The sequence below is a fragment of the Pseudoxanthomonas sp. LjRoot127 genome, assembly GCF_964253495.1.
In the GTDB taxonomy this organism is placed as follows: Bacteria; Pseudomonadota; Gammaproteobacteria; order Xanthomonadales; family Xanthomonadaceae; genus Pseudoxanthomonas_A.
Genome location: NZ_CAXUQR020000001.1, coordinates 577657 through 589708, shown reverse-complemented (window position 1 = coordinate 589708; position 12052 = coordinate 577657). Strand labels below are relative to the sequence as shown.

Sequence of the window (12052 nt, the reverse complement as noted above, 5' to 3'; positions counted from 1 at the left end):
GGGAAACCCGGCCGTTTTCTTTTGGTCAGCCTCCTCTTGCCCGCGCGACTGCGCTAAAGTCCCGCCTCTGACGAACGAAGACAGGACTTTCCATGAACCAGACGGCATCGAGGGCGTTGCCGGTACAGGACGCACGCATCTATCCGCGCGGCGGCCTGGACGTGCTTTCCCGCGCCGAAGTGGCACGACTGCGCGACGCATCCAGCGGCGGCATGCACGAACTTCTGCGCCGCTGCGCACTGGCGGTGCTGACCAGCGGCAGCGCGTCCGACGATCCGCGCGCGGCGCGCGATCTGTATCCGGATTTCGACATCCAGGTCCTGCAGCAGGACCGCGGAGTGCGCATCGACCTGATCAACGCGCCGGCGATGGCCTTCGTCGATGGCGAGATCATCCGCGGCATCGCCGAACTGCTGTTCGCCGTGGTCCGCGACCTGGCCTATACCGCCATCGAACTCGGCCCCGAGTACGCGGCCGACCTGGAATCCTCCGCCGGTATCACCAATGCGGTGTTCGGCCTGCTGCGCAACGCGCGCATCCTCAAGCCCAGCGATCCGAACCTGGTCGTGTGCTGGGGTGGCCACTCCATCTCGCGCGACGAGTATCTCTACACCAAGCAGGTGGGTTACGAACTGGGCTTGCGCGGCCTGGATATCTGCACCGGCTGCGGTCCGGGTGCGATGAAGGGCCCGATGAAGGGCGCGACCATCGCGCACGCGAAGCAGCGCCGCAGCAAGACGCGCTACATCGGCGTGACCGAGCCGGGGATCATCGCGGCCGAATCGCCCAACCCGATCGTCAACCACCTGGTGATCATGCCGGACATCGAAAAACGCCTCGAGGCGTTCGTCCGCATCGGCCACGGCATCATCGTGTTCCCCGGCGGCGTGGGCACGGCGGAAGAAATCCTCTACCTGCTGGGCATCCTGCTGCATCCGGACAACGCCGACCTGCCGTTCCCGCTGATCCTGACCGGCCCGACCATCGCGGCGCCTTACTTCGAGCAGATCGACCGCTTCATCCGGCTGACGCTCGGCGATGCCGCGGCCGAGCGCTACGAGATCATCATCGGCGACCCGGTCGCCGTGGCGAAGAAGATGAGTGCCGGCATCCGCAAGGTGCGCGAATACCGCATCGGGCACAAGGATTCGTTCTTCTTCAACTGGGCCATCCAGATCCCCGAGGACTACCAGCAGCCCTTCGTCCCCTCGCACGAGGCGATGGCAGCGCTGCAGTTGCGGCCGGGCCGTGCCGTGCACGACCTCGCGGCCGACCTGCGGCGTGCGTTCTCCGGCATCGTCGCCGGCAACGTCAAGGAGGACGGCATGCGCCGGATCGAGGAGTTCGGCCCGTTCGAGATCCACGGCGATGCGCCGATGATGCAGGCCCTGGACGAACTGCTGCGCGCGTTCGTCGAGCAGCGGCGCATGAAGATCGCCGGCGAGTACCAGCCCTGCTACCGGGTGGTGACCTGAGACGCCTCAGGCGTCCAGCGGCAGGCGGATGATCGCGGTATAGCGACCGTCCGCTGTCGTCGTTTCCACGCTGCCCCGTCCCTGCGTCAACGCATGGATGCGGGCGCGGACGGAGCTCAGGCCGACCTGGTGCCCCGGCGCGGCGCGTGCCGTGCTGGAAGGCAGGGTATTGGCGACGGTGATCTGCAGATGGCCGTCATCCAGCCCGACCCGCAGGCTCAGCTCGCCGCCCGAGGTTGACGGCTCGATGCCGTGACGGATCGCATTCTCCGCCAGGGGCTGGACGGACAGGGTGGGCACCTGAAGCTGTGGGAGCACGTCGGGAACCTCCCAGTGCAGGGTCAGACGCTCACCCAGCCGGAGTTGTTCGATCTCGAGATACCGGCGCGCCAGCGAGAGATCCTCTGCCAGGCTCAGGGAGGCGCGTTGCGACAGTGCTGCCCTGAACAGGTCAGACAAATCGAGCAGCAACTGCTCCGCCAGGTCGGGCTTGGCGTGGAGCAGCGAGATGCCCGTATTGAGCGTGTTGAACAGGAAGTGCGGCTGGATGCGTGCCTGGAGTGCCTGCAGCTTGGCGTGCTCGGCGCCGATGGCCAGTTGCATGACGTTCCATTGCGCCTGGAAGGCAGCCAGGCCCAGCAGGCCCATGATCAGTGCGATCGCCGTCACGCGTAGCGCAAAACCTGTCCACGCACCGGGTGGCATGAGCGCGAGATCGCCCAGCGTCAGCCATGCCAACACGATGACCATCCAGGTGCTGAGCAACAGGGCGACCAAGCCGATCTGTGCGACAGCAGGGGGGCTGAGTTTCGCCAATCGGGTGCGGAACACATAGAGAAGGCTCAGTGATGTCAGTGATATCCACTGGATGGCCAGGGAGGCGACGCCGAAGAAGGTCAGGCGGTCGGTTTCATGGTTGGGGGCAATGGCAAGCACGGCCGCGAGGGCTTCACCCGCCAACAATACCCAGACCAGGGTCCGTGCCTGCCAGAGAGTGTCGAGCGGCGCCAGCGCGCTCGGTGGGGACGGGTTAGTCATGAGACGAGGCATCCGGGACAGATTCCCATGATGCCCCAAGCTCTGCGTCGGCTGGCCTCCGCCCGCCTTTGAGTCGCCGGATTACGCCGTTCGTTCCGGAAAGGGTGGCACCCCACGGGCCGGGACGCTAGCGTGAGCCGTCCACTAGGGGAATGGCATGCCCGCACTACAACCCACCCCGCGCGGTACCCAGCACACCTGGCGGCGCCGCTGCCGGGGCTTCACGCTGATCGAGCTGATGGTGACCATCGCGGTGATCGCCCTGATTGCAGCGGTGGCTTCGCCCGCCATGGTCACGCTCATGAATTCAAATCGCCTCTCCAGCACAGCGGGCGAGCTTACCGCCGCTATCCAGCTCGCCCGTGCGGAGGCCATCCGCCGCAGCGCCCCGGTGGTGCTGTGCGGCAGCAACGACGGCATCACCTGCACGGCAGGAGCGGGCTGGCGAGGCTGGGCTGTGGTAGGGCGGAACAACCGTGACGCAACGCTGGCGACCATCCGGGGAGGGATTTTCCCGGCTACGTTGGATCTGGCGGGCCCCGCGGCTGGACTCACCTTCAATTCGGCTGGTCTCCTTGCGGCGGGGTCCGTGCTGACGGTCTGCATCCCCACCGACAAGCCGGCCGACAACCAGCGCGTGATCGCAGTCAGCATGGCGGGTCATGTCGTGACCAACAGGAACAACGGCGGAGGCGCTTGCCCGTGAAGTACCCCAGTCGCGCACATTCATTTTCTCGGCGCAGCCGGTCGCAGTCCCTTCGCGCGTCCCGCGGCATCAGTCTCATCGAAGTGCTCGTGGCCGTCGTCGTGCTGGGCATCGGGTTGCTCGGCGTCGCCGCCATGCAGTCCGTGGCGTTGCGGGGTGGTCAGAGTTCACTGGAGACCAGTCAGGCGATCATGCAGACCAATGCGATCCTGGACGCGATGCGTTCCAATCGCGCCAACGCCGTCAATTACAACACCGGCGGGATGGTATGCGCACAAGGTGCTGCCGGTACGCTGGCGCAGAACGACCTGCGGAACTGGATCGGCGATCTCAAGCTCAACATCACCAACAATGCGGCCGACGCCACCACGTGCGGCCAGATCCAGGGGTGCCCGCAGGCATGCGTCATCACCGTCCAGTGGGACGATTCGCGCGCCGGCGGCGGGCAGACCCGCACCATCGTCACGAGGACGACCATATGAGCATGCGTGACGCCGTCGGCAGGCCGTCGCGCAGCGATGCGGCAGGCTTCAGTCTGATCGAACTGATGGTCGCCCTGGTGTTGGGGTTGCTGGTGGCCGGCGCAGCGCTTGCCATCCTGCAGTCGAACCAGGCTACCTATCGTTCCAATGAGGGTTTGAACCGCGTGCAGGAAAACGCCCGCATCGCCTTCGAGTTGATGTCCCGCGACATCCGTTCTGCAGGGGGAAGCGCATGCTCCCGCTTTTCCGCAGTGGAGGGCGCGAGTTTCCAGGCGACGCGCCTGAACACTGCGCCGCTCGCGGGCACCGCCACGACGCTTCGTGTTTTCGCTGGCGATGACGCTGCTTACCGGGTTACGGGTACGACCAGCACGTCGGTGACGCTGAACAATCAGGACATCGCTGACGCCACACGTGCGTTTTCGATAGGCGACATGATTGTCCTGTGCAACAGCAACCGCACGCACGTGGTCACGGCAACCGGTGTGAGCGCCAATACGGTTACCTTCGCGGCGCTGCCTGATTATCCGGTCAACGACGCGGCGCTGTTGCCGTCCGTCACGATGGCACGTTTCCGCGACGTCAATTGGTTTGTCGCGGCGAGCGGGGGCGGTCGCCCAGGCAATTCGTTGTACATGAGCCGCATGGGCGGAGCGGCCGAAGAGGTTATCGACGGCGTGCAGGCCATCGCGTTCCAGTACTTGCAGCGCGGTGCGGCCAATTACGCGAACGTCGCTGGCGACGATGTTGTCTCGGTGCGAATCATCCTCACGCTGAGTGGGGTGGGTGACGACGGCGCTGCGATCACACGTCAGGTCTCGAATGTTGTCAACTTGAGGGCGCGTACGCTATGAGCCGGAGTTACTGCCGAACGTCGCCTGCATTTTCGCGCTCGGGCCAGCAGGGTATTGCACTGGTCGTGGTACTGATACTGCTGGTCGTGACCGCCATCCTAGGACTGGTGATCATGCGTAGTTCGGCCATGCAGGAGCTCATGGCGGCGAATCTCCGTGACCGGAGCGTTGCCTTCCAGGCGGCGGAGGGCGCGTTGCGCTTCGGACAGGACCAGGTGCTGGGCGTCGGAAACTGGGACACACAGACGCCTGCGGTCGGTTCGCCCTGCGTGAACGGAGTCTGCCCTAGCGGATCGGCGCCTGCCTGGACCGCTGTGCCCGCCAACAGTTATGACAACGTACTTATCCCCGAAGCGCCCGAATACTGGATCGAATACATCGGTACGGGGCCTGGCCAACCCGGCGGGTGCGATTCCACTTCGGGCACGCTCCTGAACTGCGCCAACCCCATCTATCGCGTGACCGCACGCAGCCGTGCCGCCGGCCGCGCCGACGTACTCGTGCAAGCCACCGTCATCAGCCGTATTCCGGATGAGCCATGAAAACCGATCGCACTTTCCGCCTTCGTCAAAACGTTGCGCGCCGCCCTGATTGGCGGAGCCTTCTCGTGGCTTTCCTGGTCACACTGCTGACGTTGCCCGCTCATGCTGGCATCGCCATCCCCGACCAGCCGCTCACCGTGGGCGCGCGCATTCCGCCGAATATCCTGTTCGTCCTCGATAATTCGGGCTCCATGCGGAACGACTACTTGCCAGACAGTGCGCCCTCTGGCTGGCGGCGCAGCAGCTACCTGCACAACCTCATCGCCTACAACCCCGCCACCACTTATCTTCCCTGGGTGGACTCGACGGGCGCTACCATGACGGGGGGCCAGGATTTCGGCAGAGCCTATGCGGGTACTGAGCGCATTCCGCCTTTCGACAACAGCACGATCGATCTGTATCTGAATGTCGATACCGGGGGTGCGTTCATCAACGAGACGTTTTACGTCGTCAAGAATCCGGCCGGAAATCTGAACGATCAGACCAATTTCTGGCGTTATCAGATTCACTCGGATGGTGCGATCATCCGGAGCGATTTCGGCCCACGGGTGGGGACATCCTTCCCGTACAACCGGGGTCTTGACGGCCGCGGGTGCTCTACGGACACCGGCAACAATTTCCGGAACTGTGACCGAGTCAGGCCGACTGCCCGTTCGGAAGCGGATGAGCTGATCAATTATGCGACTTGGTATTCCTACCATCGCACCCGCTACAAGATCGCCAAAGCGGCCTCGGGGCGTGCCTTTGCCGAGATCGGCTCCGAGTATCGCGTGGGTTATCGCAACATCACCGGCAATACGCCCAGCAGTGGCTCGAGCGGCGGCGTAAGCTGGAGTGGTCATCCTATCCAGCAAGGCAAGCCTATCCCGGTGACGCGCAACAAGGGTCTGTTCGAGGATCCTAGTGGACCTACCGGTGCGAACAACAACAAGACGGCCTGGTATCAGCGGCTCTACGCGGAGACCGGTGGCGGCAATACCCCACTGCGCGAAGCCTTGTACCAAGCGGGTCAGTACTTCGCCACGGACAGATCGAACACGGGCCCCTGGGGCGAGGATCAGTTTGCCTGCCGCCAGAACTTCACCATTCTGACGACCGATGGCTATCGGAATGATAGCGACGGATGGAACGCCGTCGGCGAAGAGGACAATGTCGCGGGCGCGGAAATCGCAAATCCCAGCGGCGCACCCTATACCTATACGCCGTCGCTTCCTTACAGGAGCGCCTATTCCAGTACTCTGGCCGATATCGCCATGCGGTACTGGAAGACCGATCTGCGCCCGGACCTCGATAACGTGGTGCCCACGTCCACGGCCAACCCTGCGTTCTGGCAGCACATGGTGACCTTTTCGGTGTCGCTCGGCGCCGCGGGTACGCTGAATCCTGAGACGGACCTGCCGGCAATCACAGCGGGCACGAAGACCTGGCCATTCCCCACGAACAACCAGCCTCCCAGCATCGACGATTTGTGGCACGCGGCAGTGAACGGTCGCGGTACGTTCGTGTTGGCGAACAACGCCGAAGATTTCGCCCGGGCACTGCGTAGTGCGTTGAGCGAGATCCGTGGGCGTGCAAGCTCATTTTCCAACGTCGCAAGCAATACGGTGTCGCTGGATACGGGCGCTCAAGTGTTCAATGCCAGCTATGTCCCAGGAAGCTGGACGGGCGAGGTGACCGCACGCTCGGTCACCGCTTCGGGTGTGGCCAGTACGATCAGCTGGGCGGCCACGCTGCCGGCGTGGAATAGCCGCAAGGTTTTCACCTCCACCGGTACGAGCGGTACGACGTTCCCCTCCGCTACGCAGCTGCCTTTGCTGGCCCGCACGGGCAGCACATTGAATTATCCGGTCAGCGCGTCCGACAATGCGAACTACATCAAGGGCGAAGAGCGACTCGAGGAGCATACGGGCGGGGGCGTACTGCGCAACCGAATCGCCACCAAGATCGGTGACATCATCGGGTCGTCGCCTGCTTACGTGAAGGAGACCAACACCCTTTATGTGGGTGCCAACGACGGCATGCTGCATGCGTTCGATGCTGCGACGGGCGTGGAACTGTTTTCCTACGTTCCGAGCATCATCAACATAAACCACCTGTCGACGCTGAGTCGCGGTGACTACGCACACAAGTTTTTCGTCGATGGGCCGGTTGCAGTGAGCAATCGTGCGGTGACGTCAAACCGGAACGTGCTGGTCGGAACGCTGGGCAAGGGGGGCAAGGGACTCTACGCGTTGGATGTGACGAATCCGGCAGCAGCGAGCGCAACGTCCGTCTACAAGTGGGAGCGTGCGTCGGGTGCCAACATGGGCCTGATACTCGGCAAGCCTTTCTTTGCACGGGTTCAGACCGGCGTGGCAGCTGTGGTGACTGCCAACGGCATCAACAGTACCAACGAGCGCGCTGTGTTGATGGTGTTGAATGCGGATACAGGCGCCGTGATCCGCGAGATCGACACTGGCGTAGGTTCCACCGCATTGCCCAATGGGCTTTCGACGCCTACGGGTATTTACGGGCCTGATGGCCGGACATTGGCATATGTCTACGCCGGCGACATGTTGGGCAATGTATGGAAGTTCGATCTGACCAGTCCGACCCCCGGTGCCTGGAGCGCAACGCGGCTGTTTACCGCTCAGGATGCCGGCGGCAAGGCGCAGCCCATCAGTGGTGCGGTGGCCCTGGGCATCCATCCTGTTACGAAGAAGCGTTGGGTATTCTTCGGTACCGGTCGTTACCTGACAGCCGAGGACGCGCAATCCACGAATGTCGATGTGCAGACGATGTATGGTTTCGTGGACGAAGGTGCCAGCCTTACCCGGGCGAGCCTTACGCCCCGCACCATCCAGGTGACCGAAGGTAACGTGCGGGCATTCGAGTCGAAGTCGGCGCTTCCCGCCGCTTCGAAGGGGTGGTACATCGATCTGCCTGTGCGTGGTGAGAGAATCATCCAGGATGCGCAGCTTGCGGCGCGGTTCATGGTCACTGCCAGCGTGATTCCCTCCGGCGATGCCTGCAATGCGAACGGCACGGGTTACATCAACGCGCTGGATGCGTTCACCGGCACGAGCGGTGGCATGTCCTACTTCGACCTCGATGGCAGGAATGGTACGGACGACACGTCCGTGAGCGGAGGTCTGCCGGTCGGTTCGGTGAACGTGGGCAACGGCATGCCGACGCTTCCCAACCTGCTCAGGGGTCTGCTGGTCGTGGGTGGCACGGGAGGCAGTGGCTTGAATTCACCGCAGACAGCCCGGCCACGGTGGGATCGGGCGTCATGGCGCGAGCTTCGGAGGGACTGACGGATGGAGATGCAGATGGATAGATCTATGCGCCAGGGTGCGAAGGCAGGGGCCCACGCCGGATTCTCGCTGATTGAGTTGATGGTCGTAGTGGCGATCATCGGCATCATCGCCTCGATCGCGCTGCCTGCGTATAACGAACACATTCGCAAGAGCCGTCGTGCGGCAGGAACGGCGTGCCTCATGCAGGCCGCCCAGCAGATGGAGCGTTTCTACACGACCGCCCTCGCCTACGACGGGGCGGGGTCGCCAGCAGCCTTCGCTTGCGAGGGGGACACCGCCCAGTTCTACACGGTGGCGCCCGCCGCAGTGGCCGCGCGTTCCTACACGTTGAGCGCGACGCCGATAGGTAAGCAGGCGGGCGACAGCTGTGGCACCCTCACCATCAATCAGGCCGGTACCCGTTCGCCGGCGACGACCGGCTGCTGGTAGATCACAGGACCAGTCTGACCGTCGGTCATCAAAAAAAAGCCGCATCTCTCGATGCGGCTTTTCTTGAATGTGGCGCCCGAAGTTGGACTCGAACCAACGACCCCCTGATTAACAGTCAAGTGCTCTAACCGGCTGAGCTATTCGGGCGGGGGCGCGTATTGTAGCCAGCGATTCCGGCGGGGACAAGCCTTGGCTTTTGTACCCGGTAATCTCGCGGGATGTCCGGCAGCCATCGCTAGTCCGGTCCCCGCAGGGCATTCAACACGCCGTGGAGAGGTCGCCTCGCACGATACGGGCTCGACCGCTGTTGTTCATGATGACGCTGCTGGCCACGTGGCCGTCGTAGCAGATCCGGATGGTCAGATTGGTGCCGTAACTCATGCCGGTGGGTTGGTAGCGGACCTGTCGGCGTCCCTGGGTCGAGATCATACGGATGAAGGGTGTTTCCACCACGGTCTCGTTTCTGTAGATGTCGTCACCGTCGTCGGGCTGGCGATTGCCGTCCGGATCGCGGAAAGAGAGCCAATGACCTCCCCAGTCGGTGTCCTGTCGGCACGTGCCGGCGCCATCGCTGGGGCATACCACGATCGGCACGTTGTGGCTGATGGCCGTCATGCGCGCCGATGCGAAGTGGGACACCAACAGGTTCGCGGTCGCATTGGCTTGCTGTCGAGCCCGGAACTCCCTCATCGACGGCAGGCCGATGGCGACCATGAGCGCCAGGACGGAAAGGGTCACAGCGGTTTCCATCAGAGTGAAACCTTGGGTATGCATGGTGGAGCCAATAGGACTCCTCCGGGCGGGAAGCGAGGGCATCCTTGCCATCGACAGCTCCTTTTGAATGGGGTGGGGTCAGGTTCGCGGTCGTTTGATCTGCTCGCCATCAGGTCCAGACCTGTCCGCATGTAGGAATTCGCCGCGGCTCTCGTCACGCCCCCTCGCTATACTCGTTCGCTTGCCTCTGGGTTGTGCACCATGACCGACCGTTTCCAGCTCGTTTCCCCCTACTCGCCGGCCGGCGACCAGCCGCGCGCCATCGAGAAGCTGGTGGAGAATTTCCAGGCCGGGCTGGCGAAGCAGACGCTGCTCGGCGTGACGGGCTCGGGCAAGACGTACACCATCGCCAACGTGGTGCAGCAGGTCCAGAAGCCGACGCTGATCATGGCGCCCAACAAGACGCTGGCGGCCCAGTTGTACGGCGAATTCAAGGCGTTCTTCCCGCACAACGCGGTGGAGTATTTCGTCAGCTATTACGACTACTACCAGCCCGAAGCGTACGTGCCATCCAGCGACACCTTCATCGAGAAGGACAGCTCGATCAACGAGCACATCGAACAGATGCGGCTGGCGGCGACCAAGACGCTGCTGTCGCGCCCCGATGCGTTGGTGGTGGCGACCGTCTCCGCGATCTACGGCCTGGGCGCGCCGGAAGACTACCTGTCGCTGCGGCTGATCCTGTCGGTGGGTGAGCGGATCGACCAGCGCGAGCTGATCCGCCACCTGACCCAACTGCAGTACACGCGGAATGAGTACGAGCTGCAGCGCGGCACGTTCCGCGTGCGTGGCGAGATCATCGACGTGCATCCGGCCGAAAGCGATGCCGAGGCCGTGCGGATCGAGCTGTTCGACGGCGAGGTCGAGGGCATCAGCCTGTTCGACCCGCTCACCGGCGAGTCGCTGCGCAAGCTGCAGCGGTACACGGTGTATCCCAAGACCCACTATGCGACGACCCGCGAGCGGGTGCTGGCGGCCATCGAGACGATCAAGATCGAGTTGAAGGACCGGCTGGAGCAGCTGTACGCACAGAACAAGCTGGTCGAGGCCCAGCGCCTGGCGCAGCGGACCCAGTTCGATGTGGAAATGATGGCCGAAGTCGGCTTCTGTTCCGGCATCGAGAACTACTCGCGCCACCTGACCGGGAAGGCCCCGGGCGAGCCGCCGCCCACGCTGTTCGACTACCTGCCGGCGGATGCGCTGTTGGTCATCGACGAATCGCACGTCACCATTCCGCAGATCGGCGCGATGTACAAGGGCGACCGGTCGCGCAAGGAGACGCTCGTGGAGTTCGGCTTCCGGTTGCCTTCGGCACTGGATAACCGCCCACTGCGCTTCGAGGAATGGGAGGCGCGTTCGCCCCGCAGCATCTATGTGTCCGCCACCCCGGGACCGTATGAAATGCGCGAGTCCGCGGGCGAGGTCGTCGAACTCGTGGTGCGGCCCACCGGCCTGATCGACCCGGAAGTCGAGATCCGTCCCGTAGGCACGCAGGTCGACGACCTCCTGTCCCAGATCAACGAGCGCGTGGCGTGGGGCGACCGCGTCCTGGTCACCACGCTGACGAAGCGCATGGCGGAAAACCTGACCGAGTACCTGGGCGAGCACGGCATCAAGGTGCGCTACCTGCACTCGGACGTGGACACGGTGGAGCGCGTGGAGATCATCCGCGACCTGCGTCTGGGCAAGTTCGACGTGCTGGTCGGCATCAACCTGCTGCGCGAGGGCCTGGACATGCCGGAGGTGTCGCTGGTCGCTATCCTCGATGCGGACAAGGAAGGATTCCTGCGCTCCACGGGCTCGTTGATCCAGACGATCGGCCGCGCCGCGCGCAACCTGCGCGGGAAGGCCATTCTGTACGCGGACAAGATGACCCGCTCGATGCAGGCGGCGATCGACGAGACCAGTCGTCGCCGGGAGAAGCAGGTGGAGTACAACCAGGAGCATGGCATCACGCCGAAGTCCGTGGCGCGCCCCATCGTGGACATCCTGGAAGGTGCCCGCAGTGAGGCGGCCAACGAGGGCAAGACGGGCCGCGGCAAGGCGCGTCGCGTGGCGGAAGAACCTGCCGAGTACGGGGTGATGGATCCGGCCAAGGCGGTAGCGAAGATCAAGGCGCTGGAGCAGCAGATGTACCAGCACGCCCGCGACCTGGAGTTCGAGGACGCGGCCCGCCTTCGCGATCAGATCCAGCGCCTCAAGGCGGCCAGCCTGGGGGGGTGATGCATGCCCTGTTCGCAGCGGTTGTCGGCGACCCTGCTTCCGGGCTAGAATTCGCGCCCCTGCAAAGGGCAGACCGGGCGGTTAGCTCAGCGGTAGAGCACTACCTTGACATGGTAGGGGTCACAGGTTCGAACCCTGTACCGCCCACCACGCTTCCAAAGCGTGGATTCCGGAGTTCTGGGGCCAGCCCGATGCGCCATCCGTATTCACGAGGTGGCCCGCGGAAACGC

The 12052-nt window shown here is 63.8% G+C and carries 10 protein-coding genes and 2 tRNA genes; 9 read left to right on the top strand and 3 right to left on the bottom strand.

What is annotated here, in order from left to right:
* The first annotated feature begins 92 nt into the window (after positions 1-92).
* The gene (gene ppnN, locus ACSQ19_RS02790; RefSeq protein ID WP_299346327.1) at positions 93-1475 is read left to right on the top strand and encodes a nucleotide 5'-monophosphate nucleosidase PpnN; all 1383 of its coding nucleotides are present in this window, start codon (positions 93-95) and stop codon (positions 1473-1475) included.
* Between the two features lie 6 nt (positions 1476-1481).
* Here ppnN and ACSQ19_RS02785 read toward each other — a convergent pair whose 3' ends face one another.
* Positions 1482-2513 carry a sensor histidine kinase gene (locus ACSQ19_RS02785; protein ID WP_299346329.1) on the bottom strand — a complete coding sequence of 344 codons (1032 nt, stop codon included), beginning with the start codon at positions 2511-2513 and terminating at the stop codon, positions 1482-1484.
* A 157-nt stretch (positions 2514-2670) separates the two neighbouring features.
* Here ACSQ19_RS02785 and ACSQ19_RS02780 point away from each other — a divergent pair, with 157 nt between their 5' ends.
* The 6 genes from ACSQ19_RS02780 to ACSQ19_RS02755 are packed head-to-tail and all read left to right on the top strand — an operon-like array spanning position 2671 to position 8825.
* Positions 2671-3219: a GspH/FimT family pseudopilin gene (locus ACSQ19_RS02780; RefSeq protein ID WP_299346332.1), complete on the top strand. Its 549-nt coding sequence runs from the start codon at positions 2671-2673 to the stop codon at positions 3217-3219.
* The gene (locus ACSQ19_RS02775; protein WP_299346335.1) at positions 3216-3701 is read left to right on the top strand and encodes a type IV pilus modification PilV family protein; all 486 of its coding nucleotides are present in this window, start codon (positions 3216-3218) and stop codon (positions 3699-3701) included. Before ACSQ19_RS02780 ends, ACSQ19_RS02775 begins: the two co-directional genes overlap by 4 nt.
* Positions 3702-3703: 2 nt before the next feature.
* Positions 3704-4555 (top strand): PilW family protein, encoded by an 852-nt coding sequence (locus tag ACSQ19_RS02770; RefSeq protein ID WP_435999846.1) that lies wholly within the window; start codon positions 3704-3706, stop codon positions 4553-4555.
* Positions 4552-5097 (top strand): pilus assembly PilX family protein, encoded by a 546-nt coding sequence (locus ACSQ19_RS02765; protein ID WP_299346339.1) that lies wholly within the window; start codon positions 4552-4554, stop codon positions 5095-5097. Before ACSQ19_RS02770 ends, ACSQ19_RS02765 begins: the two co-directional genes overlap by 4 nt.
* Positions 5094-8393 carry a pilus assembly protein gene (locus ACSQ19_RS02760; protein ID WP_299346341.1) on the top strand — a complete coding sequence of 1100 codons (3300 nt, stop codon included), beginning with the start codon at positions 5094-5096 and terminating at the stop codon, positions 8391-8393. Before ACSQ19_RS02765 ends, ACSQ19_RS02760 begins: the two co-directional genes overlap by 4 nt.
* 3 nt (positions 8394-8396) lie before the next feature.
* Positions 8397-8825: a type IV pilin protein gene (locus tag ACSQ19_RS02755; protein WP_435999843.1), complete on the top strand. Its 429-nt coding sequence runs from the start codon at positions 8397-8399 to the stop codon at positions 8823-8825.
* Positions 8826-8895: 70 nt separating this feature from the next.
* Here ACSQ19_RS02755 and ACSQ19_RS02750 read toward each other — a convergent pair.
* Together ACSQ19_RS02750 and ACSQ19_RS02745 are read right to left on the bottom strand one after the other, a co-directional pair.
* Positions 8896-8972 (bottom strand) — tRNA-Asn (locus ACSQ19_RS02750).
* 111 nt (positions 8973-9083) lie between these two features.
* Positions 9084-9563 (bottom strand): GspH/FimT family protein, encoded by a 480-nt coding sequence (locus ACSQ19_RS02745; RefSeq protein WP_435999841.1) that lies wholly within the window; start codon positions 9561-9563, stop codon positions 9084-9086.
* Positions 9564-9800: 237 nt separating this feature from the next.
* Between ACSQ19_RS02745 and uvrB the strand changes: the two genes are divergently transcribed.
* The gene (gene uvrB / locus ACSQ19_RS02740) at positions 9801-11822 is read left to right on the top strand and encodes an excinuclease ABC subunit UvrB (protein WP_299342676.1); all 2022 of its coding nucleotides are present in this window, start codon (positions 9801-9803) and stop codon (positions 11820-11822) included.
* A gap of 75 nt (positions 11823-11897) precedes the next feature.
* Positions 11898-11972 (top strand) — tRNA-Val (locus ACSQ19_RS02735).
* Positions 11973-12052 lie beyond the last annotated feature (80 nt).

Excerpts from the sequence above, each read along its gene's own strand:
- ACSQ19_RS02760 (WP_299346341.1), top strand. The coding sequence starts at position 5,094 with ATGAAAACCGATCGCACTTTCCGCCTTCGTCAAAACGTTGCGCGCCGC.
- ppnN (WP_299346327.1), top strand. The coding sequence starts at position 93 with ATGAACCAGACGGCATCGAGGGCGTTGCCGGTACAGGACGCACGCATC.
- uvrB (WP_299342676.1), top strand. The coding sequence starts at position 9,801 with ATGACCGACCGTTTCCAGCTCGTTTCCCCCTACTCGCCGGCCGGCGAC.
- ACSQ19_RS02780 (WP_299346332.1), top strand. The coding sequence starts at position 2,671 with ATGCCCGCACTACAACCCACCCCGCGCGGTACCCAGCACACCTGGCGG.
- ACSQ19_RS02765 (WP_299346339.1), top strand. The coding sequence starts at position 4,552 with ATGAGCCGGAGTTACTGCCGAACGTCGCCTGCATTTTCGCGCTCGGGC.
- ACSQ19_RS02755 (WP_435999843.1), top strand. The coding sequence starts at position 8,397 with ATGGAGATGCAGATGGATAGATCTATGCGCCAGGGTGCGAAGGCAGGG.
- ACSQ19_RS02770 (WP_435999846.1), top strand. The coding sequence starts at position 3,704 with ATGCGTGACGCCGTCGGCAGGCCGTCGCGCAGCGATGCGGCAGGCTTC.
- ACSQ19_RS02785 (WP_299346329.1), bottom strand. The coding sequence starts at position 2,513 with ATGACTAACCCGTCCCCACCGAGCGCGCTGGCGCCGCTCGACACTCTC.